We start from the raw sequence: 25,291 nt of genomic DNA on the forward strand, positions 1-25,291 counted from the left end.
GCTCGACTTGCATGTATTAGGCACGCCGCCAGCGTTCGTCCTGAGCCAGGATCAAACTCTCCAAAAAGGTTTGTTCGATATAGCTCATTCATTACACTTGGCTGTGTTTGTTGTTACTACTCGTTGTTCAGTTTTCAAGGAACCGGACGGCTTGTTAGCCGTTTGCTCGTCCCCTTGTCAGAGGCGACTTTTATAAGATAGCACAGACTGGGTACCGGATGCAAGTGCCCTTTTATGGCAAAACCACCATTAGGCAAGAAAATGTTGCGGAAACGTGTCTGGACGGAACCATTTCCAAGATTTCCCGTACAACCTAATGGTGCGGAGATCATTCTCCGCGAAGTTGATCAACGGAAGGAGTTTCGCTATGAAACGCATTCGTAAATCCGTTTTACCTCTGGCACTGGGACTTGCTCTGGTTTCGGGAGGACTGCCTGCCGGTTCTGTCCGAGCGGCGGAGGCGTCCGGCTTCCCGGATCTGCCGGGCTCTCATTTTGCCAGCACCGCCGTGTCGACGTTGAGCCAGCTGGGATACATCGCCGCCGACCGCGACGGCTTATTCCACCCGGACCGCAAGATTACCCGCGGCGAAGCGGCCTCGCTCCTGCTGAAGTACATGAAGGCTCCCGAATCGATAGCCCGCACGGGCTTCCGGGATGTGGGCGCGAACCATCCTTATGCCGGCGCCATCTATGCTCTGAAGGACTTGGGGATTATGAAGGGGGACGGCGAAGAGTTCCATCCGGATGCCGAGATCACCCGGGAGGAGCTGGCCTCCGTACTGGTCCGGGTGTTCAAGTGGACGGACAATGGGGTCCAGGTCTGGTTTAAGGACAGTGAGGCGATTTCGCCGGACCATAAGGAGGATGTAGCGCGGCTGAAGCAGCAGCTGGTCACCGGGCAGGACACATTCATGCCGTCCGATTCGGTTACGCGGGCCGAGCTGGCCGTCTTCCTCTACCGGGCGGCGGACCTTGACACGAAGACTCCCGGCCAGATCCCGCTGGAGGACTTCTTCCGTCAGCCGGCTCAAGTTTCCTTCTCCATGTCTCCGGATGGCAAGTATATGGCCTATATGCAGCCGGCCGATAACCGGATGAACGTATTCGTCAAGAAGATCGGGGAGAAGGACGCCGTACAGGTCACGCACGCCACCGAACGGGATATTATGGGCTACATGTGGAAAGGCAATGACCGTCTGGTCTATATGACCGACAAGGGCGGCGATGAGAACTATCATCTGTACAGTGTGAAGCTGGACGGCAAGGATGATAAGGATCTGACTCCGTTCCCGAATACCCGCGCCATGCTGCTCGACGATCTGAAGGAAGTCAAGGACGAGATGCTGGTGCTGCTGAACAAGCGGGATCCCCGCTTCTTCGATGTGTACCGTCTCAACGTGCAGACCGGCGAACTGAAGCTGACTGCCGAGAATCCGGGGAACATCACCGGCTGGATGACCGACCATCAGGGGCGGATCCGGATCGCGTCCTCCTCCGACGGCAATAATACGGCGATCCTGTACCGTCAGTCCGAGGACCAGCCTTTTGCGCCCCTGCTGAATACAGGCTACCAGGACACCTTCTCCCCGATCACGTTCGATGCGGATAACAAGGAGCTGTTCGTCGCCACCAACCTGAACCGGGACAAAATCCAGATCGTCCGCTACGATCCCGAGACGAAGCAGGTGAAGGAGACCGTCTTCGAGCACCCGGATGTGGATGCGTCGAATCTCATCTACTCCGTACAGAAAAAGCAAGTGCTTGCTGCCGTTTATGAGACCGACAAGGTTCATTACCAATACTTCGATGACAGCTACAAGTCGCTCATGCAGACGCTGGAGTCCAAGGCTGAAGGCAAGACCGTCTCTCTTCAAAGCATGAGCGAGGATGGGAACCTCGTCATGTACCGCACTTACAGCGACCGTTCCTTGGGCGCCTACTACTCCTACGACCGGAAGGCCGATAAGGTGGAGAAAATCGCTGACGTGGCCCCTTGGCTCGACGAGAGCAAGCTGGCGGAGATGAAGCCCATCACCTACAAGTCCCGGGACGGCTTGACCATCCACGGCTATCTGACCCTGCCGAAGGGCAAGGATCCCAAGAATCTGCCCGTCATCGTCAATCCCCACGGCGGACCATGGGCCCGCGATTCCTGGGGCTTCAACCCGGAGGCTCAATTCCTGGCAAGCCGGGGCTATGCGGTGCTCCAGATGAATTTCCGGGGATCCACCGGATACGGCAAGGAGTTCATGTTCCTCGGCAATAAGCAATGGGGCAAGAACATGCAGAATGACATCAGCGACGGCGTTCAATGGCTGATTCAAGAGGGCATCGCAGATCCTAACCGGGTGGCCATCTATGGCGCCTCCTACGGCGGTTATGCAACATTGGCAGGCTTGACTTTCACGCCTGAGCTCTATGCCGCCGGCGTGGATTACGTCGGTCCGTCCAGCCTCTTCACCCTTCTGAATTCCCTTCCTCCGTACTGGGAGTCCGAAAAGCAGAAGATGTACGAGATGGTCGGTGATCCCGTGAAGGATAAAGCGCTGCTGGAGGACATCTCCCCGCTGTTCCATGCGGACCGGATCGAGGATCCTCTGTTCGTCGCACAAGGCGCGAACGATCCCCGGGTGAATAAGGCCGAATCCGATCAGATGGTGCAGGCTCTTCGGAGCCGCGGCGTCGACGTGCCTTATATGGTGAAGGCCAACGAAGGACACGGCTTCGCCAACACGGAGAACCAGCTGGACTTCTATCGGATGCTGGAGAAGTTCCTGGCCCGCCACCTGAAGCCGTAATTACCGACAACATACAACAGGAGCCCCCACAAGGGCTCCTGTTTGTTTTGGGGCATCGAGGCCTACGCCTCGGTTCTCCAGCGCTTCAGATGCGGCAGCTGCTGCTGGAGAAGGGCCCGGGCTTCTTGCTCGGGCATTCCTTTTTCCGTCATGAACGGCACGCATTCGTTAATCATCTCTTCTAACGTCTGTCCCGGGTTCTTGTAGCTTCCGTTCTCGTAGCAGTAGATGCAGTAATCTCCCGTTTTGGAGCCGTCCGCTTGGGTTCCGTGGAGCTCGTCCCCGTGCATCGGCATGCCGCAGCTCTGGCAATATGTTTCCGTCATCTTCAAATTCCTCCCTAAATTTGGATTCCCCATTATCATAACCGTACGCTGTGACAGCCTATTGTCAGGTTTCTTCCGGAATTCGGACCGGCTGGCGGATAATGGTCCGCAATCGCTCCGGCGCCGTCCGACGAGGGTCGTTCAGATAAATCTCGTGGTGCTTCCCGGTCAGCTCCCAGCCCATCTGCTCGATGTAGTCATGCAATCTCCCAATGGTCGGAGCCTCCTCCGCATAGGGTCCCGTGTGAAGGAGCTGGACCGAGGGACCCTCTTGATAAGCCTCGTACCGTACACGCTGCAGAGCCGCCAGCTCCTTCTTCCGCTTCACCGCTTCCATCGCCGCATGAACCAGCTCGCCGGTCACGGGCTCCGGCTGCAGGATCAGCATGGTCCATTTCCAAATGCTTTTGTTATCGTAGCTGAAATCCTCCATCCGGTCGGTCCACCACAGTCCCTCCAGCGGCATGACCCCGTAGTCCGGGCCGGACGGACTCTTCTTCACGAGAAACTTGACGGCGTACGACACGGCATACAGAGCCTCCACCGCCGCCTTGTAATCCTCCGATGTATTCGGATCTCCCATTCCATCCACGGCCAAATACGCGAATGCGGGAACCCGGACGAGCTTGGGCTCCCGTGCGGCATCGTAATAGGCATTCCAAACCTTCTTGTAATCGATCTTCTCCATAGCGGGCCTCCCTCCTATGGACTTAGTATAAGCCTTCGCTGTGACAGCACCCTGTCAGCTTTGTACGGAAGAGGCTCCGGAATATTGCATGACGATGCGAAGGGCCATATCCCGGATCCGCTCCCTCAGGCGGGCCGGCTCAACGATCTCCATCCGGTCTCCGAAGCTCAAGAGATACCCGTAGAGCCACTCATCCTCGGGCCAGGCGGCCCTCGCCAGCACCGTCCGCCCGTCCGATCCCGGTTCCGGCTCCACAGCGTCTATCCCGAACCAATCCTCGGCCAGAAGCCGCAGCTCCGCCGGGAACCGGAGGACCATCGGCACATGCGGCGCGGGCGCCGCCCGGTCTCCCTCCCACGGCGCGGACTCCGGGTCCAGTTCCCGGCGTTCGAATCCTTCCCCGGTAAGCTCCAGCTCTCCCATCCGGGCCAGCTTGAAGAGGCGGAAATCTCCCCGGCTCCGGCAGAAGGCATAGAGATACCAGGTGCCGTTCTTCAGCACGAGGGTATACGGCTCCGCTTCCCGCCCAAGCAGCTCTCCCTTGGCGCTGCCGTACTGGAAACGGACGAGCCTGTTATTTTCCAACGCATCCCGGAGCATCTCCACCCGCTCCTTCAGCCACGGCGCCGAGCCCCAGGCGTTGTAATCGATGCGGATGCTCTCCGTCCGCTGCCGGAAGCGCTCGGAGGGACGGCCGGCCATGACGGCCCGGATCTTGTCCTGCACCGCGGCGGCATGGGGATCCCCGATGGATCCCGCCACCCCGTCCAATGCCACCATCACCGAGGCCAGCTCGTCCACCGAGAAGACATTCCGGTCCAGCCGGTAGCCGTCCGCAATCCCCAAGCCGCCGTTCATCCCGGGAAACGACACGATAGGAATCCCCGCCTGGCAGATCGTATCGATGTCCCGATATACGGTCCGGACGGACACGCCGAATTCGTCGGCCAAATCCTTGGCCCGCACCCGCTTCCGGTTCGCCAGCAGCACCACCATATGCAGCAGCCGGTCCAATCTCATTGCTTATGCCCCCTAGCTTCAGCTTCATCATCCCGATCTTTCCTTCTTCTCCATCATGACCCGAAAAAGAGCCAACCGCAAGATCCGCGCCGGAACATAAAGAAAAACGGCACTCCCGAGAAGGAGTGCCGCTGGGTATTCCGGATCAGCCTTGGCTGCCGATGAAGACGTAGCGAAGGATGACGAGAACTGCGAGGATCCACATGAGCCAGTGGATGTCGTATTTTTTCTTGTTGGCCAGGTTGTTGACGCAAGCCAGCACCACGTAGGCCACGATACCGAAGGAGATGCCGTTGGCGATGTTGTAGGTGAAGGGCATCAGCACGATGGTCAGGAAGGCCGGAATGGCGATGACCATGTCCTGGAAGTCGATGTCCTTGACGGACTGCATCATGAGCACGCCGACGATGATCAGCGCGGCAGCCGTAGCGGCTCCCGGAATAAGGGAAACCAGCGGGGCCAGGAACAGGGAGAGCAGGAAGCAGGCGCCGGTGGTTACCGCCGTCAAGCCGGTGCGTCCGCCTTGGGCTACGCCCGCAGCGCTCTCTACATAAGCGGTTACGGTGGAGGTTCCCACCATGGCGCCGCCGCCAACGCCGATGGCGTCGATCAGCATCGCTTTGCCGACGCGCTTGCGGCCTTCCTCCGGGTCCTTCATGATGCCGGCGCGGTTCGCGGTGCCGACGAGGGTACCGAAGGTATCGAACAGCTCAACGAAGGTGAAGGTGACGATAACGGAGATGATCCCGGTGTGGATGATGCCATCCCAGTCGAAGGCCATAAATTGCAGGCTGCTGAAGTCCGGAGTCCAAGGAGTCTTGTCCGCGTTGATGCTGCTGAACTTCACGTCGCCCATCAGCATGCCGGCTACGGTGGTGCCCAGAATGCCGAACAGGATGGCGCCGGGCACGTTCAGAACCATCAGGATGGAGATCAGGAACAATCCGATCAGGGCCAGGACCACGGTATGGTTCTCCAGGCTGCCCATATGGATGATGCTCTCGAAGGACAGGAGATCGGTGAACTTGCCCTTCTCCACGTTGTTCAGGGTCTCGATGCCGACAGTCATGATGCCGCTGTTCTTCAGACCGATGATGGTGATGAACAAGCCGATGCCCACGGTAATGGCATGCTTCAGGCTGTCCGGTACTGCAACCAGCAGCAGCTGGCGGACCTTCGTCACCGTAAGGATGATGAAGATGATGCCGGAAATGAAGACGGCCGTCAGTCCCATCTGCCAAGTGAACGGCTTATCGGTTGCCGCACTGGAGAGAACCACCGAAGCGAAGTAGGCGTTCAAGCCCATACCCGGAGCCAGAGCCACCGGAAAGTTGACGAACAAGCCCATAGCGATGGTGAAGACACCTGCGGCGATGGCGGTTGCCAGGAACACCGCATACCAATCCATGCCCGTCCGGCCGAAAGCCGTGAGCGTGTCCGGGTTGACGGCCAAGATGTAGGCCATTGTCATGAAGGTGGTCAAGCCGGCCATAATCTCCGTACGGACCGTGGTGCCGTTCTGTTTCAGTTTGAAAAACTGATCCATTGTCGCTAACTCCTCCTAAAAAATGATGTGAACAACAAACAAAAAGAGCCGGGTGTCATTGACCCCGGCTCCCCTGGATACAGCCAAAAACGAAAACGAACGGAAGAAACATAAAGGTTCCTCCGCGCGCCGCGTGGCTTGCATCCCATTCGTAGCCAGATCATTTACGGTGATCTCGTAGAGACTTCCAGGCCGATTCCCGGAATTATACGAAATGAAATTTTGTTGTTATGATTACCTCTAATTCTAAAATCCATGTCGATCCCTGTCAACAAAAATACGAATAATTCGATGGTTAATTTTTGGCCATGTTCGGAATCTGTAACAAATTGACCGGGTGGTAAATAATGTCATACATTCATAATTCGAAGAAAGGTTGGTAAATAGAACGATGACGGCCCGCGAAGGCCGTCATCTCATGCTGCAATATAGGTTATTCCCACTCGATCGTCGCCGGCGGCTTGGAGGTCACGTCGTACACGATGCGGTTGACGTTGTCCACCTCGTTGACGATGCGCACGGAGATCTTCTCCAGCACATCCCACGGAATACGCGCCCAGTCGGCGGTCATGCCGTCGATGGAGGTCACCGCACGGATGCCCACGGTGTAGGAGTAGGTGCGCTCGTCGCCCATGACGCCTACGGATTTCATATTCGGCAGGGCGGTGAAGTACTGCCAGATCTCCCGGTCCAGACCGGCCTTGGCGATCTCCTCCCGCAGGATGGCGTCGGATTCCCGCACGATGTGCAGCTTCTCCTCGGTGACCTCGCCCAGCACGCGGATGGCCAGACCCGGACCCGGGAACGGCTGGCGCCAGACGATCTCCTTGGGCAGGCCGCATTCCTCACCCACCTTGCGGACCTCGTCCTTGAAGAGCTCCTTCAGCGGCTCCACCAGCTTGAACTTCATATCCTCCGGAAGACCGCCCACGTTGTGGTGGGACTTGATCGTCTGGGCGGTCGCCGTGCCGCTCTCGATGATGTCGGTGTAGAGGGTGCCCTGCGCCAGGTATTCGAAATCGTCGAATTGGGTGGACTCTTCCTCGAACACACGGATGAACTCGTTGCCGATGATCTTCCGCTTCTTCTCCGGATCGTCCACGCCGGCCAGCTTGCCCAGGAAGCGCTCGCGGGCGTCGATCTTGACCACCTTCAGGCCGAATTTGCCCACGAAGGTCTCCATGACGCTCTCAGCCTCGCCCTTGCGGAGCAGACCGTGGTCGATGAACATACAGGTGAGCTGCTCGCCGATGGCCTTGTGGATCAGCATGGCTACCACGGAGGAATCCACACCGCCGGACAGGGCGCACAGCACCTTGGCGGACCCGACCTGCTCGCGGATGGCGCGGACGGTATCCTCGATGAAGGTCTTCATGCTCCAGTTGCCTTCGCAGCCGCAGATCCTGTAGAGGAAGTTATGGATGATTTCGTTGCCGTAGACGGAGTGAACCACCTCCGGGTGGAATTGAACCGCGAACATGCTGCGGTCCGGATGGCTCATGCCGGCCACCGGCGCATGTCCGGTGAAGGCGTCGATGACGAAGCCCTGCGGCACCTCGGAGACCATGTCGCCGTGACTCATCCACACGGTCTGCTTCGGGTCCAGTCCCTCGATCAGGCGGTTCGACGGGGTGAACTCCACCTCGGCCTTGCCGTACTCCCGCTTGGCCGCGCGCTGCACCTTGCCGTTCAGCTGGAACGCCATCAGCTGCATGCCGTAGCAGATGCCCAGAATCGGCACGCCGAGCTCATAGATGCCCGGATCCACGTGAGGTGCTCCCTCGGCATACACGCTGGACGGACCGCCGGAGAAGACGATTCCCTTCGGATTGAGCGCCTTCAGCTTGTCCAGGGAGGTGTTAAAGGGCAGAAGCTCGCTGTATACCCCCAGGTCCCGAATCCTTCTGGCAATCAATTGGTTGTATTGGCCACCGAAATCCAACACGACGACTATTTCGTTCGGCTTCATGCATCTACCTTCGCTTTCCAGGACAGGAATGTTCGGAAATCGCCCTTTGGGCCTGCCTGTCCCCTTCATATATTTTGTCTCATATTCTATACGTTCCGCCAAGGCGCTGTAAAGGGCCGCGGTGCAGGAATCCGGAAGTCCATGCAAGGATAAACGCCTAACGGCGTCTTCAAGACGCCGTGCGTTTACCCAGGAGTCGAACAATCATCCTCGATTTATACTTTCTAGAGACTTCGAAAAAAGGCGGGTCGCCCCGCCTTCCCTACAGCCCGACGCCTCTTCCGCGGCCTGTCTCTTCCCCGAACAGACTTCGCCACAGCTCCGTCATCCGGCTCCGCGGCAGCCGCGGCGGGGGATCGTCGGCGAAGCGGACGTGCTCGTACAGCCGCACCAGCTCGCAAAGCGCGTCACGGGCATCGGGGAACCGTTCCCCCGTCTCCAGCGCGTATTCCCGAAGCGTCCGGTCCGGCGGCTTGGGGCCGTAACGGCGGAACACCGAGAGCCATAGCCGTTCCAGCACCTTAAGGGCCAGCGCCGGCCGCCCCCGCCCTCTCCGCCGGTAACGGGCGAGCAGCAGCAGGGCTAGGAGGTGGCGCTGGGTGCGGACCAGCCAGACCGCCAGCCCCAGCGCCAGCAGGGCCGCGGCTAGCAGAAGCCGATGGGCCGCCACCCAGTCCCCGAGCCTCGGGGCCAGCCGGTCCCAGGCGTCCGCCGCCGCCGACTGCCACGCCCCGAAGGGCATGGGGGTGCCGCGGGCGGAATCGCCGGCAGGAGCCGAGGCTTCTGCGGCTGCGGGCGGAGTGCTGGCGTCCAGACCGGCGAGGGCCGCCGCAGCCTCAGCAAGCTCCGCGCTCCCGGCTTCGCCGAAGCCGGTGAAGCCCGGCGTCGGGTCGAAGGGCACCCAGCCCCTGCCGGGGATGTAGGCCTCGACCCAGGAATGGGCGTCCTTGCTGCTGACGTTCACGGTCAGGAGGCCGTCCCCTTCCCCCGTCCGGGTTCCGGGGGCGAAGCCCTTCACCCAGCGGGCGGGAACGCCTGCGGAGCGGAGCATAACCGTCATGGCGGTGGAGAAGTAATCGCAGTAACCGGCACCCTCGGGACCGAACAGGAAGCGGTCCACGAAATCTTCACCGGCTGCGGGCACCCCCACCTCCGTCAAGCTGTACCGGTAATGCTCCTTCAGATACCGCTCGATCAGCTGGGCTTTGGCGTAGGGGGTGGCCCCGGAGGCCGCCGTGCGGACCGCCAGCGTGCGGACCCGCTCCGGCAACTGCGCCGGCAGCTGCAGGTAGGTCCGCGCCACGGCCTCCGGCACCGAGCCTTTGGCCGCCAAGAGCGCCCCGGTCTCCGAGGACGGGTAGCCGGCCTCGCGGACCCGGAGCCGGGCGTAGCCGATCCGGTCCCGCATTCCGCCGGACACCTCGTACCGTCCCGTCTCCGGATCGGACTCCAGCGATCCCGTCGGCAGTTCCCGGCCATCCAGGGTGTACATGGCCAGAACCGACTCCACGGTTCCCCCGGCGAACAGGACGCCCGGGTCCCGCCGGCCGGAGAACAGCAGCTCCTGGACGAAGACCGCCCGGACATCCGGCTCTCCGCCGGAGAGCTCCTTCGGATCGGCGGCTTCGCCCCCGGCAGACTTCACGGCCGTCCATCCGCTGCCGTCGTAGAAGCTCTTCGATTCCCCCCGCCAGTAGGTCATGAACGGGGTCCGTGCGGTAAAGACCGGCTCGTCCAGCACCTCCAGCGGCCCTCCCAGCGTCCGGTCATCCTGGCCGTAGCCGGTCACCCCTTGGCGGACCGAGAACGCACCGGTCCCGGGGGACAGGCCTTCCGTCACGGCAGCGGCCCGTGAACCGGGCTCATGGAACCAATCCGCCCACTTGGACCAGGTATCGAACGCAAGGGGCTTCATGAAGCGGGCCGCTCCGCTGCTGCCCGAGGCGGCCAAGGCGGAAGTGAAGATGAGAAACGTCACTGTTAGAGCTGCCGCATACACCCCCGGCGGCATCCCGCCCCGCCGGCCGGAGCCGAAGGCGGACGTCCAGGAGGGGTCTGCCGGGCCGGCTCCAACCGCCGTTACGACGCCGGCGCGGCTGCTGCGGACCAGACCCGGCGCATAGAGATGCCGGATCCGCTCCAGATGCAGCACGGCCAGAAGTGCCAAGCCGGCGGACCCCGACGCCCACAGCTCCCGCGAGGTATCCCAGCCCGGCCACAGCTGCAGGCCGATGAGGTACGCCCAAGTGGCAGCAACCATCCAGAAGCCCCGCCTGCGGTGAACCAGAATGGTCTGCACCACGCCGGCCAATAGCCCCCAGCCTGCCAGGAATATGACGGTCCGATTCTCAGCGCTGATAGAGTCCCAGCTTCCAGACAGGGCTGCCTTCCCATCCTCCCAGAGGATATCGCCATAGGCACGGAGCCAATCGAGCCCATAGCCGGAATGGCCGCCGGTCTCCCGGAACAGCCAGCCGACCGCCAGCCAGATGCCCAAGACCTTCAGCGGCACGCCGGCCGCAGCCGGCACCCGGGCAATATCCAATAGGACGAACAGCGCGGTTGCCGCATACAAGGGCCCCGTCTGCGCCGGCTCCGTCCAATCCGACATGCCCGCGATCGGCGTGATCCAGGCCCACAAGAGAACCAGCCAGAGAAGGCCGGCTGCCGCATCGAATGCCGGTGAGCGGCCGTCTCCGGCAGGCGGGGCGCTCCTCGGACGGGGAGCCGGCGAAGCCTCGGGGAGCTTCCTCCCCCGCCGGCTGTCCGCTTCCACACTATGCTCCCGTCTGGTCCGCATGGAGCATCACCGCCCTTCTGCGCGCAGCCGGAGCCGCTTCCATGACCGGGCAGCCCGCATGCGCCAGCTTGCGCTTGCGCTCCCGCTCTGCCGGAGACAGAAGGGCTCCGGCCCGAAGCAGAAGTACCGCAGCAGGGCGGTTGGAGGCGCGAAGCCGGGCAAGCGCCTCTACCGTCTCCTCCCGCAGCGCGGGGGTAATCACAACGAAGGTATAGGCACCCCGCTGCAGCTCCTCCCCCTTGGCGCTTAAGAGCCCGGTCAGCGATGGCCCGCCGTCCGGATGCACCCGTGCCAGCAGCCGGTGGGAGGAGGCGAAGTCCGGGCGCACCGCCGGAGGCAGCCATACCTCCGTCCGGCCGCCCACGGCCAGTCCCGCCTCCAGCCTCTCGTCAGAAGCCAGCTTCAGGAGACCGGCCGCATATTCCACGCCCGTCTCGAACAACAGGGCCCCGGCCTCGCCCCCGTACGCTCCGGCGTCCGCGTCGAGGAAGATCATATACCGGGACTCCTCGGCCGGTTCCACGGCGCGGGTCATCAGTTCTCCGGTTCTGGCGGTGGATCTCCAGTGAACGCTGCGGAGCGGATCGCCCCGCGTGTAGGGCCTCACCGTCGAACCAGGCACCCCACCGCCGCCGTTGAAGAGCAGGCGGAGCGAAGGCTCCTCGCCCCCCCGGTCCCGGGGTGCGGGAGAGGCAGCCAGCGGCCGGACCTCCGGGAGCACGGCGAAGCCGCCGAAGAGCGGAATCCGGCGGCGCTTGACCGCCATGCCCCACAGATCTCCGGAGACCAGCTCCGTCCCCTCAAAGCGGTATTCGCCCCTCGGCAGCCCTGACAGCCGATAGCGGACGGTAAAGCTGCGGGAGAAGCCGGGGTACGCCAAACGCGTCACCTTGAACTCCTCTCCGTCCTGCACCCGGGTCCACCGGTCTGTCACCGCTACCCACAGCAGGGGCAGGAGCGAGGTGTGCCGGATCTTAAGCTCCGCTTGGAGCGTCTCACCCGGAGCCACCGTCTCCGCCGCAAGCGTGCGGACGGCCCGGACCCGGACCATCAGGAACAACAGCGATGCGGCGGAGAGCCCCCAGATCCCGGCCAAGACCATAGCCAGAAACCAGACGGAGCCCCCGCCCCTCGTATAGGCCAGCGCTATGGCTCCCGCCGCCATCGCGCTCATTATCAACAGCCGGTACACCCTGCCCCATGCCATGTCGGTCCGGCCCCCTTACGAGCCCGGCGCATAGCGCAGGCCGGGTACCGGCACCGCTTGCGCCACCGAGGCCAGAACCTGCTCCGCTGACCTCCCGGCCATCCGGGCCTCCGGGGTCAAGAGCAGGCGGTGCGCCAGTACGGGCTCCAGGACCTCCTTAAGATCGTCCGGAACCACATAGCTGCGCCCCTTGCGATAGGCCTGGGCCTGCCCGGCCAGCATCAGAGCCAGAACGGCGCGGGGACTGGCTCCCAGCAGCACGTCCTTATGTTTCCGCGTTCCCACGGCCAACTCCACCATATATTCCCGCAGCGACTCATCCACATGGACGTGGCGCACCTGCCGCTGCAAGCGGATCAGCTCCTCGCGGAACAGCACCGGCTTCAGCTGCTCCAGGGGGGACTGCTCCTGCATCCGGCCGAGCATCTCCACCTCATGGTCCCGGTCGGGATAGCCCAGCCGAATCCGCATGAAGAACCGGTCCAGCTGCGCCTCGGGCAGCTGGTAGGTGCCTGCATGCTCCAGCGGATTCTGAGTGGCCAGGATCAGGAACGGCTGCGGCAGGGGATAGGTCTCCCCGTCCACCGTCACATGCCGTTCCTCCATAGCCTCGAGAAGGGCCGCCTGGGTCTTGGGCGAGGTCCGGTTCAGCTCATCCGCCAGCACCAGATTGGTAAACAGCGGGCCGGGCCGGAACTGGAACTCATTCAAGCCCCGGTTGTAGACCGACACCCCCGTCACATCTGAGGGAAGGAGGTCAGGGGTGAATTGGATGCGCTTGAAGCCGGCATCAACGGTTTTGGCCAACGCCTTGACCAGCATGGTCTTCCCGACGCCGGGCACATCCTCGAGCAGCACATGCCCCCCGCACAGCAGGGAGGTGAGCACGAGCTCGACGGGCCGCCTTTTGCCGACCATGACTTTTTCGATATTCGAGATAATGCGTTCCAGCTGGAGCAGCGGTTCGTCGAAGGGCATAGAGGAAGCGGATGGTCGTGCCAATGGAAAAACCTCCTGATAGAGCGCTGCGCCGGCTCCCTCTATTAGGGCCGCATAAACGCACGCTAGTAATCTATGATGTCTAGTTTTTCCATCCGCCTATGATTTTAGACATGAGATTGAGAGAATCCCGGCTTCAGCCGGTCCATGAAGGAGGCGGCCCAGGCCGGATGCCGGTCTCCAAGCCGGGCCCACGCGTACAGCCCTTGCCGCTCCCGGACGTCCAGCTCCACCTTGTACTCGTCTCCGGCCAGGGAATAGCCCGCCACAGGCTGGCCCAGCATGGCGGCGGTCACACGCAGCGGAACCAGAATCTCGCCCTCCGCCGTCCAAGTCAGATCCGCCAGATGATGGACCTTCATCGGCTGCCCGGGACGCTGCTCCAGGATCGTCCGCCGCACAGGATCGAACTCCAGCACCGACGCCCCGATCCGGACTGAAACCTTTCGCTCTCCCCCCGCCATGCTCACGCTTGCGCCCAGATGCTCCGCCAGCTTACGCAGGGGTACGGTGAACCGGCCGCTGTCGAAGCCATACTCCGCCTTCGACAAAGTCCAGGATCCAGACCCGCCAAGACCTATGCGCAGCGGAGGCAATCCGGCCACGCCCCCCGGCGACGCAGCCCCTCCCGTCACCGAGGCTGCAGCCACACGCGCCTCATGCGGGACGGAGGCACTTCCTTCACCGCCCGTCGCTCCAGCTCCCCCTCTTTCGGCCCTCTTCAGCGCCTCCGCAGATTCCGCCATCGCCTCCTCGCCCTGCCGGGCCAGCCGAAGCTCGCTCTTCCGGTCCTCGGCCCACTGGGTACCCCGCTCCTCCGCCGCCAGTTCGCTCTCCTTCGACATCGCTTCGAACCGCTCCACCGTATAGGTTCGTCCCCACTTGGAGGCACTCAGGCGGAATTGAGCCGGCTTGACGCTCTCGTCCAGGGCGGCGAAATCATAGCCCTTCTCCCGGTAGTAGGCGATGATGCCCGGCAGCGCCTTGACCGTTTCCTCATGGCCGATGCCGTCGTGCATAAGTACGGTCAACTCATGCTTTAGGGGGCTGTTGCGGACCTCCTCCAGGATTTCCTCCGCCTTGACCCCTTTTCGGACTGCATCCCGCGAATCCACATTCCAGTCGACGACGGAATATCCTGCTTTTTCCAATTGATAGAAGTAGACGGCGTCGAAGTTGGAGGCTGTGCCTCCCGGCGCCCGCAGCAGGAAAGGCTTCCGACCCGTAATCGACTCCAGAATGCCGTCCGTCTTCACCGCCTGCTTCCAGAACCCGCCGAAGTCCCGGTAGAGCTCCTGATAGACATGATTATACGAATGGTTGCCGATGGCATGCCCTTCCTCGGACATCCGCCGGATCAGCTCCTTATGCTCCTCCGCATACTGCCCCAATACGAAGAAGGTGGCGGCAATCCGCTCCCGCTTCAGGATGTCCAGCACCTGGCCGGTCAGCTTGCTGGGACCGTCATCGAAGGTCAAGTATACGGTAGGCCGCTCCGGCTCCCTGTACCCTCTCCCTTGGTCCTGCTCCACCTTGGCTCCGGAAACCAGCTTGCCCAGCAGCTCCGCCGTACCGTCCGGCGCCTTGGCGGCCGCCGCCGCATCCGCCAGCCCTCCTCCGGCCAACAGCATCATGGCCGACATTGCCGCCATAGACCGCCGGATACCAGCCCGCACGCCACTCCATCGCTTCCCCATTCGCGGATTCCTCCCGTCTCTGTCCGTTCACTCGAGTCTGATAGAGTATATGGGAGATTCCGAACCGTTATGACAGAGGTATTTTTCAGATTTATTCGAAAATTTAGACCGAAAGGGGTGGTGAAACGTGAAGCGCTTACATATAATAAGAGTACCATGATCCGTAAGGAGGCGTTTCCATGTTGCAGGAGACTCGGAATTTAGGCATCGGAATGGTATGGGGCACCTTGTTGGCCATACCTTTGTGGATGGCGCTGATCGGATGGGTCCAGATTCTCGCCGGATGATCCCCCACTTAGCTTGCTTGTTCCTAGCGGCTAATCTGTTAAGATAAAGGGAAGTCGTTTCTCTTAAGGAGTCCTATGCCCAAGCTCAACCTATGGAACCTGACCGCCCTTCTCTACCCGCTGGTGATGACCGTGGGACTAATCTTCGGCGTGCCCAATGCCGCTCCGGCTTATGTGATGTACTTCCTCCTCTTCGTCTCCCTGGGCGGCTACGGATGCTTCATCAGCCTCTACTTCAGGCATCAGCGGCAGATGGAGCATAAGCAGCATATGATCGAATGGATGGCTGAGTCCATTCCGGGAGGCGTCTATATCGTGGACAGCTCCTACCGGTATACCTTCGTCAGCATCAACACCCCCCGCTTCCGGGATCTCTTCCCTGCCCCCGAATCCTTGATCGGACGGGACTACCGAGAGCACATGCGCTCGATCGGCGTTGACCCGGAGCAGTCCGATATCATCCGCGCCCTCGAGAAGGGGGAGTGCATTTATAACGTCGTGATGCATTACGGCCCTTATACGCTATCCTATGATACGGTCCCCTTGATTCTCCCCCATTCCGGCAAAATCATCGGCGCCACCACCTACTGGCGCGACATTACGGAGCAGGAAGCCTCTCTGGCCAAGCTGGAGGAGCTGAAGACCGAATACCAGAGTCTCTCCCAGCAGCTTCGTGCCCTGGTCGATACCATGCCCTTATCCGTCTTGTACATCGATGAGGATGCCGTCATCACGACCGTCAATCAGGAATTCGTCTCTTACCATCCGGAATTCACCAAGGAAGAGCTCATCGGCATGAGTTGCCGGGAGCTGGCCCGGCTCCGGGGCGTGCCCTTCGAATCCATGTCCATTGCCCAGGCGCTCCAAGGCAAAGAGATCGACGGTGAATGGACCACCATGGGCGAACAGACCTTCCTGTGTTACAGCTACCCGATCCGCAACCCCGATACCGGGCGCATTCTCGGCGCCGCCGCCCTCTACCAGGATATCTCCGAGATGGAACAGCTTCGCATTCGGTTGACCCATATGGAGAGCCTGAGTCTGATCGGGAAGATGGCCGCCAGCATCACCCACGAGATCCGCAACCCCATGGCTGTGGTCCGGGGCTTCGTTCAGCTGATCCAGAAGCGGAACCCCGGTGCCTTCCAAGATTACTACGGCATCATCATGCAGGAGCTGGACCGGGCCAACGAGATCATCAACGACTTCCTCGCGCTGGCCCAGAACCGGATCGTCGAGCTGAAGGAAGGGGATCTGAACAATACCCTCCGGGTCCTTGCGCCGATGATCGAGGCAGACGCCAACCTTCGCGGCATCCATCTTAGCATGGAGCTGGCGAATTCCCTTCCGCCCATCCTGCAGAACGAGAAGGAGATCAAGCAGCTCCTGCTGAATCTCTCCCGGAACGCCCTCGAGGCCATGTCCTCCGGCGGGGTTCTGACCATTCGCACCTCGGCAGGACCTGAGGGCGTATTGCTGGTCCTGTCCGATACCGGGTCCGGCATTCCCCAGGAAGTGCTGGACAAGGTTCTTCAGCCGTTCTTCACGACCAAGGAGAACGGAACCGGGCTCGGACTTGCCGTCTGCTCCAGCATCGTGAAGAAGCACAACGGCACTCTCTCCGTGGAATCGACGGAGGGGCAGGGCACCGTCTTTACCATTCAGATTCCATATCTCTGAACAAGCCCGGTATACAGCAAGAGAGCCTGCATCCGCCGTCCAACGGCATATGCAGGCTCTCTATCATTTTGCGGGACCGGACCGCTCAACCGTTGCCGCCTCTCCGCTTCAGCTCGCCTAAGAAAAACTGCAGGATCAGAATCGACAGTGTGAACGCCACGCCCGCACTGACCACGATCCAAGGATATATCCGGATCATGACGGCGCCGTAGGACAGGATGGAGCACCATTCTCCGGTCTGCGTCAGCAGAAGTGTATACGGCTCTGGGTCATAATCCAGGATCTCGCCGCCGAATAGATATACGCCCAATACCGCCAATTGTCCCATCAGGAAGAGAACTTGAACCAGCTCCGTCAGGAAGGCGAATAGGATTTCCTCCCGCATGTGGGGAAGGATGTGCCTCCTGATGACTCTGCCGCTGCCGGCTCCCATAACCCGGGCGGCCGATACGTAGGCCTTGGAGGCATAGAAGGAGCTGCGCTGCGCCATCTGATGGGCCAAGGGAAAGACGCCGGCTAAGGTCATCAGTACATAGGCGAAGAAGGCGAACCACGCCAGATTGGGATTGCCGGGCGGAAGACCCGTGTCGATCTGCATGGATCGGTACACGCCTACCAGTCCCGGATAGACGAACAAGAGCGCCGGTACGGCTGAGAAAATCGCTTGGAGCGCCGCCAGCGCTCCTCTGCCCCTGCCGCTGACGCCGGCAGCAAGACCGGCGGGCAGCGCCAGGGCGAACCGTGACACGGCAACCGCCAGGGCGAAGCCCAAGGTGTACTTGGCGCCGTTCAACAGCAAGCTCAGCACGTCGAAGCCCCGGTGGTCGGTACCCAGCCAGTGCTTGGCATCGGGCGGGAACGGAGGAGCGACGTACTTCTCCTCCCCTTGGACGATGCGCTTCTCAAATTCGATCTTCGTGCCGGGATTCAGGCCATAAGGCTTGATCACCCCGCCGAGCAGAACGGCGGCGGCCAGCAGGAGCAGGAGCGCCCAGGCGGCGGCGTACCGGATTTTGGGCCAATGGAATGCCATGGATTAGACCGCCTCCTCGGGCCGGACCGTAAGCCATACCCGGAGAAGATAGATGATCAGCTGCAGCAAGAGCGCCATCCCTCCGAGCAGGATGCTGGTTGCCGTTAGGGAGGTGACGCCGGCAAACTTGGGATTGATGGAATAACCGCCGATGCCGACGATCTGGCACAAGCCCTCCGCTATCACCATCCCTGCCAGAGAAGCCGTGACCGCCTTCGGCAGAACCGACAGCACATCCTCCCGCGTGTTCCGGAGCAGGTGCTTTCGAATTACAGTCGGGTAGGACAGCCCCTTGGCGTAGGCCGTCAGCACGTAATTCTCCCGCCACTCCCTCTCGATGGCGAGACGGAGCGTCCCGTAGACGAGGAGCGCCGGGAATACGGCGATCGTCACGAATGGGATCAGGAACGGCGTCCCGGAAAATTGAAGAATCTTGAACACCTGATCCCCCGTCCACTTGACGAGGTAAATGCCCAGCACCTGCAGCATCACCACCAGGAAGAAGTCCGGAATGCCGAGCAGGAGCCCATGCACTCCGTCCAGCAGCCGGCCGGCACGGGGCAGAAGCGCAGCAAGATAGGCTCCGAGATAACCAAGCAACACGCCGCTTGCGAGGGCGGGCACATAATATTTCAACGACGTCTCGATCATGACTCTCAAATAGTCGCCCAAGGGCTTGAACTTGCCGCTCCGCAGATAGATGCTGCCGAAGTCGCCGGATGCGAAAGCCTTCAGCTGCTTGACTACTCCATCCTTATATGCGGACAGCGATAAGCTAGGGGGAGAAACGACCTTCATGGCGGTTCGGACTCCATCCTTGAGCAGGAACATCTTCCGGTATTTCTCCGCCTGTCCCGCCGGCACCTCCACCAGTCCGCTTGCGGCATCCGCAATACGGGTCCCGGGCACACGCGGAACCACCTCCTCGAGGGTCGCTCTTCCCGGATAGGTGTACACATAGAGATGATTCATATCCGCCTGGCTGCGAACCGCCCAGCTCAGATTGCTCAGCAGTACAATGCCAGCTGCCACCCCAAGAGCGATGCACAGCCCGTATAGGATTCTACGGATCACTGCCACGGCTCTCCCCCCTATTCTTCCATTTTTTCCTACTTCTCTATCGTTGCTATCATATAACCGCAGGTCAAAAAAGACAATCCTTTCCGGACATCCGGATAGGGAGCTTGTCCCCGATGCACAAAAAGGCCTTGGAAGGCATCGCCCTCCAAGGCCCATCTCATCTGCAGATCCAAGCCGCCCGTCTGGCGGAGCAGGCTTCAGTCGCCCTTCACAGCCGCCAGAACCTCGACAGCATGGCCTGCCACCTTCACCTTGCGCCATTCCTTCACCAGCTTGCCTCCCTCGTCGATCAGGAAGGTGGAGCGTTCGATGCCCATGTATTCCCGGCCGTACAGCTTCTTCAGCTTCCATACGCCGAACAGCTCGCTGACCTGGTGCTCGGGATCCGACAGGAGCTCGAAGGGAAGCCCGTGCTTGGCCGCAAACTTGCCGTGGGACTTGAGATCATCGGGGCTGATTCCCAGGATGACCGCTCCCGCCGCTTGTATGCCCGGATGATAATCCCTGAAATCGCAGGTCTCTTGGGTGCAGGCGGGTGTCATATCCTTCGGATAAAAGTAAAGGACCACCTTCCGGCCCCGGTATCCAGAGAGGCTTACCTCTTGTCCTGACGTGGATGCCAAGGTGAAATCAGGGACTGTCTGCCCCACCGCCAATGCCGTTTCTTGCGCCATATCCATCTTCTCCTTCCTCATCCAACATCCTTCCACGATCATATCAGACCGCCCGGGCGGTATACAACGCCGGATCTGCAGGAATGTCGAAAAAAATCGAAGATAGAGGAAGGATTTTCCTTTAAAAAGTCGAACATACTAAACAATAAAAACGCCCTTATCCATTGGAGGCTGAATCCGCTATGTTTCGTACCATGGACGATTTCTATCAGGCCTGGAACCAGGAGAGCGACCATACCCTGAAGCTCCTCTCCGTCCTGACCGACGAATCTCTCAGCACGAAGGCCGCCGAAGGCCACCGGTCCTTAGGCTATCTGGCTTGGCATCTCACCACCACCATTCATGAGATGCTGTCGCGCACCGGTCTGCATTTCGAGGCTCCGGAGGAGGACGACTGCCCCTCTTCGGCTCAGGATATCGCCGAGGCCTACCGGCAAGCCAGCGACAACATGATTACAGCCATGCGCGAGAGCTGGAATGACAACAGCCTGATCTTGACGTGCAACATGTACGGAGAGGAGTGGCCCAACAGCCAGACCCTCTGGGTGCTGGTCACCCATCAGATCCATCATCGCGGCCAGATGACCGTTCTCATGCGCCAGGCCGGGCTTGCGGTTCCGGGCATCTACGGACCGTCCAAGGAAGAATGGTCCGCTATGGGCATGGAAGCGCCTGCTCTTTGACGCGCTTAATCAAATAAGGAAGGCCGGGATCTCTTCATTAAGCATGAAGATCCCGGCCCTCATAAGTGGCGGAATACCATTATGATAACCGCTTACATTCCACCCCCACAATCGAGGGTTCCGTAACGAACCCTTATGACTGTGAGGGATTTCACAAAGCAGTTACAAATCGTATCCGACAACCTTGACAAAATGTGATATGATTCATTGTGTAGCTAAAAGAGGTTTACCGATTGAGTTCCCATCCGATCAGAACAAGGAGTTTGCGGTATGATGACATGCGGAGACAAGATTGCAGCTCTGCGGGAAAAACGCGGGCTGACACAAGAGGACCTGGCATCGAAAATTGGAATCTCACGCGCCTCCCTATCCCATTACGAGAAGAGCCGCAGAGATCCCGACTATACGATTCTGACCAAGCTTGCCGATTACTTCAAAGTGTCCATCGATTATCTGCTTGGCCGTACCGAGGATCCTTCGAACATCTCAGACCTGGGTGTCCGCGAGTTTACGGAGCACATGGAGCTGTCCGATGAGCAGATCCTGGACAAATTCGCCTTCACGGTGGATGGAAGGAAGCTCACTCCGGAAGAATCCAGGCGCTTCATAGCCTTCATCCGCGCGGAACGTTCGATGTACCAAGACAAGTAAGACCGATGGGACATCCGAAAGCCTCAGCCCGTCTTCAGATCATTGGAATAATTGGAACTCTTGAGGGTAAGCTCCTCCAATGCAGTCCAACGGCCCCCGCCGCCTTCTTGGAATGGTTCCAGGTTGGCGGCTTTCCACTTCGTAAACGCTTCTTCCGAGACCCTCATCTCACGGACAATATGGTCCACATCCAGTATGATCTTCATATCCGCACCTCATTTACCTTTGTATAATCCAGCCGGACCAGTCAATATGCCCTTGATAGGGAAGCGGAAGCTTGAACGATGCGCCGTTGCGATATATGTCAAAGCTAGCAGCTCTGATTTATAATTATTCTATACAATTCGATTATACTTCGTTAAAACGAACCTGTAAACGGATGTAAATTGTCGAACCACCTCGTTCCCGACTGGAAGGGACCGTAAACCCATCTCCAATAAGGGAAATAAACCAAAGGTCATTTTGAAAATATTTCCTCCTCTTGTTCTGAATCCGGAATGCGCTTCCCAGAATGTGACAACATACGATTTTTGCCGTGTTTTCAAGCCATTTTGTCGCTCCCCTCCTCATTGCTCCTCAGCTGGATCCCCCAATCGGATAAAGGCTTATTTAGAATGGTTTTTAATAATACTTGAAAACGCTGTCATTTTTCACTGGAAAATTTCCAGCCAGCTTTTGTCCGGGACTGGGACAATCCGATCATTTTGAATGGCGGTACAAAGGGAATCTCTCGCACTATGGTTCGTTATTAAGAATACGCTTTCGTCTATGACTATCGGTTCGCCATGGCATGTCCCTGGTCCTGGGAGTACAAGCCGCCATTGCTTCGATACCGGACCATCGCCCTATCATCCGCCTGTATGAATTGTTCGTTCTAGGAGTCTCGGTTATAATGATTACAACGAGTAAGGGAAGAGGGTAAGCATGAAGAACATTGGATTCCGCATCAAAGCAACACGGCTGGAGAAGAATATCTCCCTCTCGGAGCTGGCGGAAGCTGCGGGTGTGGCCAAATCCTATCTCAGCAATGTGGAGAGGGGCATCCAGAGCAATCCTTCTATTCAAGTCATCGAGAAAATAGCGGTCTCTCTACAGGTTCCCATCCACTACCTGCTGTTCGGACAGCAGAACGAAGCGGCGCTGGACCCGAAATGGCTGGATCTGATTCGTGACGCCATATCCTCCGGCATCGACATACAAGAGCTCCAAGAGTATGTGGCCTTCCTGAAGTGGAAAAAGAACAGGCCCTCCCATTAAACAAGCCCTCCCTCCGGTTAACGGAAGGAAGGCTTGTTTTTACTTCATAGCATTACGATCGGCCGTTCCCCGGCCCTTCCGGGCCTCCGCCAGCAGATCGACCAGGTGAACCGCCCGCATCTCCCCGCTGATCCCGGCCTTGTGGATGCCGTGCTTCATCTGCAGGAGGCAGCCCGGGTTGGAGGTGACGAGGATGTCCGCCTGCGTCCGCTTGACGTGGACCATCTTCTCATCAATGATGCCCCCGGCCATCTCCGGCTGGACCACGTTGTAGATGCCCGCCGAGCCGCAGCAGCGGTCGGATTCGTGGAGCTCCACGTACCGGACGCCGCGGATGCCGCGGATGATCTGCCGGGGCGGGTTCTTCACCTTCATGACGTTCTGCAGGTGGCAGGAACCCTGGTAAGTAACCCGGCTGCCATCCAGCTCGCCGAAGTCGTCCAGGGGCGCCAGCTCCAGGAACACCTCGCTCACATCCTTGACCCGAGCCGAGAACCACTTGGCATCCTCTGCGGTGACGCCGTCCTTGCCGTGATGCAGCAGATGGTCATATTCCTTCAGCATGGCCCCGCAGCCGCCGGCGTTGGAGACGATGACGTCTACCTGGGCCTCCTTGAAGGCGCGAATGTTGTTCACGGCCAGCTTCCGGGCCCCCTCGTTCTCCCCGCTGTGGGCATGCAGGGCGCCGCAGCAGTTCTGGCCCGGGGGAATGACCACGTCATAGCCGGCCTCGGACAGAAGCATCACGGTGTTCTTGTTGGTCTCCAGGAACAGGATGTCCATGATGCAGCCGCTGAACATGCCGGCGGTGCCTCTCTTCGGACCCTTAGCCGGAATGAAGGTGCCCAGCTCCAGCGCGACTCCCGAGGAGCTGGCTTCCGGCAGGATAGCCTCCATCGACCGCATATGGTCCGGCAGGATGCGCAGAAGGCCCAGCTTCCGGGTCAGCCGCTGCAGCCCGGACTTCTGATAGAAGCGGATCAATCCGCCGAGAAGCCGCATCCGCTTCTGATTGACGAACAGATGCTTGAACGCCGCGGTGCGGATCCACTCGATCCAGGCCGGGTGGCGGGTGTTCTCCTCGATGGCCTCCTTGGCCGATTCCAGCAAGCCGCCGTACTGGACGCCGGACGGGCAAGCGGGCTCGCAGGCCCGGCAGCCCAGGCACAGGTCCAGCTGCTTGCGGAGCTCATCTCCCGCATGCATGTGGCCGTCCACGGCCGCCTTCATCAAGGCGATCCGCCCCCTCGGAGAGAAAGCCTCCAGCCCCGTCTCCCGATAAGTCGGGCAGGCCGGGAGGCAGAAGCCGCAGCGGATGCAGTTCTGCAGCTCATCATAGTTCATGAGCTCCTTCATCCGCTCGGCAGCCGGGTTGCGCTTCAGCTCGGGCATGATCTTAAGTGCGCCGCTCATTGACGGACCACCACCCTCTTGCGGGTCTCACCTGCGAACATCTTGCCGGGATTGAGAATGCCGTGGGGATCGAAGGCCGCCTTGATGCCCTTCATCACTTCGATGCCGGCTGCGCCGACCTTCCACTCCAGATAAGGAGCCTTGGCGTGGCCCACGCCATGCTCGCCGGTGATGGTACCTCCGAGCCGCAGAGCCGCCTCGAAGATCTCCTCGAAGGCCGCCTCCACCCGGAGGATCTCCTCGTGGTCCCGGGCGTCGGTCATGCAGGTGGGATGCAGGTTGCCATCTCCAGCATGCCCGAAGGTGCAGATCCGCACGTTATGCTTCTCGCTGATCTCCATGATCTTCTCCACCATCGGGGCGATCTGGCTCCGCGGCACCGTGGCGTCCTCCAGGATCGTCGTCGGCTTCATCCGGGCCAGCGCCGAGAGAGCGATGCGCCGGGCCTTCATAATATTATCGATATCATCGTCGCTCTGGGCGACCTTGACGTCAATGGCCTCCTCCAGGCACAGATCCCGGATCTTCCGGATGTCCTCGTCCACCACCGTCGGATGGCCGTCCTGGCCGATCACGAGCAGGGCCTTCACTTCAGTGGGCAATCCGATCTTGGCAAAATCCTCGACCACCCGGATCGTTCCCTGGTCCATAAACTCCAGCGTGCCCGGGATGATGCGGGCCGCGATGACCTTGGACACCGTTCGTCCGGCGGCGCGCATATCGTCGAACAGGGCCAGCAGCACCCGCTTGTAGGGCGGGGCCGGCAGCAGCTTCAGGATAGCCTCCGTAATCACCGCCAGGGTGCCTTCGGAGCCGACCAAGAGCTTGGTCAGGTCATAGCCGGCCACATCCTTCGTCAGCTTGCCGCCGGTGCGGATAACCTCCCCGTTGGGCAGGACCGCCGTCAGGCCGAGGACGTAGTCCTTGGTCGTCCCGTATTTCAACCCGTGGAGTCCCCCCGCGCATTGGGCGATGTTGCCCCCGATGGTGGAGACCGGCATGCTGCCGGGATCCGGAGGGTAGAACAGGCCGATCTCCCGGACCGCATCGTGCAGGCTCTTGGTGATGACTCCCGCCTCCACCGTAGCCGTCAGATTTTCCTGATCGATCTCCATAATCCGGTTCATGCGGGTCAGCACCAGGACTAGACCTCCATGGAGCGGCACGGTGCCGGCGGCCAGATTGCTGGCGGAGCCCCGGGTGTAGACGGGAATCCGTTCCTCATGGGCCACCTTCATGATTGCGCTGACCTCCTCCGTGCTGACCGGAAAGGCCACCGCCTCAGGCAGGGCTTGGTACATCGGCGTGGCGTCGTAGGAATAAGATACGAGGGATTGTTCGTCGTCCAGAAACCTCTTGTCACCTAGTATGCTCTTGAACCGGGTCTTCGCTGCGCTGCTGATCTTGTTCGTCATGAACCTGCTCCCTCCCATAAGGTCATCAGATGACTTATGTCACTGATTATACTTGAAAACGCTTTA

The 25,291-nt window shown here is 60.2% G+C and carries 20 protein-coding genes, 1 rRNA gene and 1 riboswitch; of the genes, 5 read left to right on the plus strand and 16 right to left on the minus strand.

What is annotated here, in order from left to right; genetic code table 11:
* Window positions 1–67 (minus strand): 16S ribosomal RNA (locus ACSEXW_RS18725); the annotation flags it as partial.
* Between the two features lie 300 nt (window positions 68–367).
* On the opposite strand from ACSEXW_RS18725, the gene ACSEXW_RS18730 reads away from it, so the two are divergent.
* A complete protein-coding gene (locus tag ACSEXW_RS18730; RefSeq protein WP_438447701.1) occupies window positions 368–2,800 on the plus strand; it encodes a S9 family peptidase in 2,433 nt (810 codons plus the stop codon).
* 62 nt (window positions 2,801–2,862) lie between these two features.
* Here the strand turns inward: ACSEXW_RS18730 and ACSEXW_RS18735 are convergent, their stop codons facing one another.
* The 9 genes from ACSEXW_RS18735 to ACSEXW_RS18775 all read right to left on the minus strand — a co-directional run bounded on the left by ACSEXW_RS18735 (window position 2,863) and on the right by ACSEXW_RS18775 (window position 15,052).
* Window positions 2,863–3,126, minus strand: coding sequence for a zinc ribbon domain-containing protein (locus tag ACSEXW_RS18735; RefSeq protein WP_438447702.1), 264 nt, complete (start codon window positions 3,124–3,126; stop codon window positions 2,863–2,865).
* A gap of 64 nt (window positions 3,127–3,190) precedes the next feature.
* Entirely contained in the window at window positions 3,191–3,814 is a 624-nt protein-coding gene (locus ACSEXW_RS18740; protein WP_438447703.1) for a GyrI-like domain-containing protein, read from the minus strand.
* A 54-nt stretch (window positions 3,815–3,868) separates the two neighbouring features.
* Window positions 3,869–4,834 (minus strand): helix-turn-helix transcriptional regulator, encoded by a 966-nt coding sequence (locus ACSEXW_RS18745; protein WP_438447704.1) that lies wholly within the window; start codon window positions 4,832–4,834, stop codon window positions 3,869–3,871.
* Between the two features lie 145 nt (window positions 4,835–4,979).
* The gene (locus ACSEXW_RS18750) at window positions 4,980–6,380 is read right to left on the minus strand and encodes an NCS2 family permease (RefSeq protein WP_438447705.1); all 1,401 of its coding nucleotides are present in this window, start codon (window positions 6,378–6,380) and stop codon (window positions 4,980–4,982) included.
* 132 nt (window positions 6,381–6,512) lie between these two features.
* Window positions 6,513–6,613, minus strand: a riboswitch (purine riboswitch).
* 200 nt (window positions 6,614–6,813) lie between these two features.
* Window positions 6,814–8,349: a glutamine-hydrolyzing GMP synthase gene (guaA, locus tag ACSEXW_RS18755; RefSeq protein ID WP_438447706.1), complete on the minus strand. Its 1,536-nt coding sequence runs from the start codon at window positions 8,347–8,349 to the stop codon at window positions 6,814–6,816.
* Between the two features lie 262 nt (window positions 8,350–8,611).
* Entirely contained in the window at window positions 8,612–11,149 is a 2,538-nt protein-coding gene (locus ACSEXW_RS18760; RefSeq protein WP_438447707.1) for a DUF4129 domain-containing transglutaminase family protein, read from the minus strand.
* Complete coding sequence (locus ACSEXW_RS18765) at window positions 11,127–12,356, minus strand: DUF58 domain-containing protein (protein ID WP_438447708.1); 1,230 nt, start codon at window positions 12,354–12,356, stop codon at window positions 11,127–11,129. The genes ACSEXW_RS18760 and ACSEXW_RS18765 overlap by 23 nt, the downstream gene beginning before the upstream one ends.
* Window positions 12,357–12,371: 15 nt before the next feature.
* A complete protein-coding gene (locus ACSEXW_RS18770; protein WP_438447851.1) occupies window positions 12,372–13,334 on the minus strand; it encodes an AAA family ATPase in 963 nt (320 codons plus the stop codon).
* Between the two features lie 128 nt (window positions 13,335–13,462).
* A complete protein-coding gene (locus tag ACSEXW_RS18775; protein ID WP_438447709.1) occupies window positions 13,463–15,052 on the minus strand; it encodes a polysaccharide deacetylase family protein in 1,590 nt (529 codons plus the stop codon).
* Window positions 15,053–15,414: 362 nt separating this feature from the next.
* Between ACSEXW_RS18775 and ACSEXW_RS18780 the strand changes: the two genes are divergently transcribed.
* Window positions 15,415–17,019, plus strand: coding sequence for an ATP-binding protein (locus tag ACSEXW_RS18780; protein ID WP_438447710.1), 1,605 nt, complete (start codon window positions 15,415–15,417; stop codon window positions 17,017–17,019).
* A gap of 85 nt (window positions 17,020–17,104) precedes the next feature.
* Here ACSEXW_RS18780 and ACSEXW_RS18785 read toward each other — a convergent pair whose 3' ends face one another.
* The 3 genes from ACSEXW_RS18785 to bcp all read right to left on the minus strand — a co-directional run bounded on the left by ACSEXW_RS18785 (window position 17,105) and on the right by bcp (window position 19,806).
* The gene (locus ACSEXW_RS18785; RefSeq protein WP_438447711.1) at window positions 17,105–18,052 is read right to left on the minus strand and encodes an ABC transporter permease subunit; all 948 of its coding nucleotides are present in this window, start codon (window positions 18,050–18,052) and stop codon (window positions 17,105–17,107) included.
* A 3-nt stretch (window positions 18,053–18,055) separates the two neighbouring features.
* Window positions 18,056–19,132 (minus strand): ABC transporter permease subunit, encoded by a 1,077-nt coding sequence (locus tag ACSEXW_RS18790; RefSeq protein WP_438447712.1) that lies wholly within the window; start codon window positions 19,130–19,132, stop codon window positions 18,056–18,058.
* Between the two features lie 197 nt (window positions 19,133–19,329).
* On the minus strand, window positions 19,330–19,806 hold the full coding sequence (gene bcp, locus ACSEXW_RS18795; RefSeq protein WP_438447713.1) for a thioredoxin-dependent thiol peroxidase: 477 nt from the start codon (window positions 19,804–19,806) through the stop codon (window positions 19,330–19,332).
* A gap of 182 nt (window positions 19,807–19,988) precedes the next feature.
* Here bcp and ACSEXW_RS18800 point away from each other — a divergent pair, with 182 nt between their 5' ends.
* Window positions 19,989–20,489: a DinB family protein gene (locus ACSEXW_RS18800; RefSeq protein ID WP_438447714.1), complete on the plus strand. Its 501-nt coding sequence runs from the start codon at window positions 19,989–19,991 to the stop codon at window positions 20,487–20,489.
* A gap of 270 nt (window positions 20,490–20,759) precedes the next feature.
* A complete protein-coding gene (locus tag ACSEXW_RS18805; RefSeq protein ID WP_438447715.1) occupies window positions 20,760–21,140 on the plus strand; it encodes a helix-turn-helix domain-containing protein in 381 nt (126 codons plus the stop codon).
* A gap of 23 nt (window positions 21,141–21,163) precedes the next feature.
* Here ACSEXW_RS18805 and ACSEXW_RS18810 read toward each other — a convergent pair whose 3' ends face one another.
* On the minus strand, window positions 21,164–21,346 hold the full coding sequence (locus ACSEXW_RS18810; RefSeq protein ID WP_438447716.1) for a hypothetical protein: 183 nt from the start codon (window positions 21,344–21,346) through the stop codon (window positions 21,164–21,166).
* A 718-nt stretch (window positions 21,347–22,064) separates the two neighbouring features.
* Here ACSEXW_RS18810 and ACSEXW_RS18815 point away from each other — a divergent pair.
* Window positions 22,065–22,397 (plus strand): helix-turn-helix domain-containing protein, encoded by a 333-nt coding sequence (locus tag ACSEXW_RS18815; protein ID WP_438447717.1) that lies wholly within the window; start codon window positions 22,065–22,067, stop codon window positions 22,395–22,397.
* 39 nt (window positions 22,398–22,436) lie between these two features.
* Here ACSEXW_RS18815 and ACSEXW_RS18820 read toward each other — a convergent pair whose 3' ends face one another.
* A complete protein-coding gene (locus ACSEXW_RS18820; protein ID WP_438447718.1) occupies window positions 22,437–23,810 on the minus strand; it encodes a (Fe-S)-binding protein in 1,374 nt (457 codons plus the stop codon).
* A complete protein-coding gene (locus ACSEXW_RS18825; protein ID WP_438447719.1) occupies window positions 23,807–25,225 on the minus strand; it encodes an FAD-binding oxidoreductase in 1,419 nt (472 codons plus the stop codon). Before ACSEXW_RS18825 ends, ACSEXW_RS18820 begins: the two co-directional genes overlap by 4 nt.
* Window positions 25,226–25,291 lie beyond the last annotated feature (66 nt).

This window comes from Oryzibacillus soli, assembly GCF_051594765.1.
In the GTDB taxonomy this organism is placed as follows: Bacteria; Bacillota; Bacilli; order Paenibacillales; family NBRC-103111; genus Paenibacillus_AR.

What these genes read in the sequence shown, in the direction of transcription:
- ACSEXW_RS18730 (WP_438447701.1), top strand. Translation starts at nt 368, where the DNA reads ATGAAACGCATTCGTAAATCCGTTTTACCTCTGGCACTGGGACTTGCT.
- ACSEXW_RS18735 (WP_438447702.1), bottom strand. Translation starts at nt 3,126, where the DNA reads ATGACGGAAACATATTGCCAGAGCTGCGGCATGCCGATGCACGGGGAC.
- ACSEXW_RS18740 (WP_438447703.1), bottom strand. Translation starts at nt 3,814, where the DNA reads ATGGAGAAGATCGATTACAAGAAGGTTTGGAATGCCTATTACGATGCC.
- ACSEXW_RS18745 (WP_438447704.1), bottom strand. Translation starts at nt 4,834, where the DNA reads ATGAGATTGGACCGGCTGCTGCATATGGTGGTGCTGCTGGCGAACCGG.
- ACSEXW_RS18750 (WP_438447705.1), bottom strand. Translation starts at nt 6,380, where the DNA reads ATGGATCAGTTTTTCAAACTGAAACAGAACGGCACCACGGTCCGTACG.
- guaA (WP_438447706.1), bottom strand. Translation starts at nt 8,349, where the DNA reads ATGAAGCCGAACGAAATAGTCGTCGTGTTGGATTTCGGTGGCCAATAC.
- ACSEXW_RS18760 (WP_438447707.1), bottom strand. Translation starts at nt 11,149, where the DNA reads ATGCGGACCAGACGGGAGCATAGTGTGGAAGCGGACAGCCGGCGGGGG.
- ACSEXW_RS18765 (WP_438447708.1), bottom strand. Translation starts at nt 12,356, where the DNA reads ATGGCATGGGGCAGGGTGTACCGGCTGTTGATAATGAGCGCGATGGCG.
- ACSEXW_RS18770 (WP_438447851.1), bottom strand. Translation starts at nt 13,334, where the DNA reads ATGCCCTTCGACGAACCGCTGCTCCAGCTGGAACGCATTATCTCGAAT.
- ACSEXW_RS18775 (WP_438447709.1), bottom strand. Translation starts at nt 15,052, where the DNA reads ATGGGGAAGCGATGGAGTGGCGTGCGGGCTGGTATCCGGCGGTCTATG.
- ACSEXW_RS18780 (WP_438447710.1), top strand. Translation starts at nt 15,415, where the DNA reads ATGCCCAAGCTCAACCTATGGAACCTGACCGCCCTTCTCTACCCGCTG.
- ACSEXW_RS18785 (WP_438447711.1), bottom strand. Translation starts at nt 18,052, where the DNA reads ATGGCATTCCATTGGCCCAAAATCCGGTACGCCGCCGCCTGGGCGCTC.
- bcp (WP_438447713.1), bottom strand. Translation starts at nt 19,806, where the DNA reads ATGGCGCAAGAAACGGCATTGGCGGTGGGGCAGACAGTCCCTGATTTC.
- ACSEXW_RS18800 (WP_438447714.1), top strand. Translation starts at nt 19,989, where the DNA reads ATGTTTCGTACCATGGACGATTTCTATCAGGCCTGGAACCAGGAGAGC.
- ACSEXW_RS18805 (WP_438447715.1), top strand. Translation starts at nt 20,760, where the DNA reads ATGATGACATGCGGAGACAAGATTGCAGCTCTGCGGGAAAAACGCGGG.
- ACSEXW_RS18810 (WP_438447716.1), bottom strand. Translation starts at nt 21,346, where the DNA reads ATGAAGATCATACTGGATGTGGACCATATTGTCCGTGAGATGAGGGTC.
- ACSEXW_RS18815 (WP_438447717.1), top strand. Translation starts at nt 22,065, where the DNA reads ATGAAGAACATTGGATTCCGCATCAAAGCAACACGGCTGGAGAAGAAT.
- ACSEXW_RS18820 (WP_438447718.1), bottom strand. Translation starts at nt 23,810, where the DNA reads ATGAGCGGCGCACTTAAGATCATGCCCGAGCTGAAGCGCAACCCGGCT.
- ACSEXW_RS18825 (WP_438447719.1), bottom strand. Translation starts at nt 25,225, where the DNA reads ATGACGAACAAGATCAGCAGCGCAGCGAAGACCCGGTTCAAGAGCATA.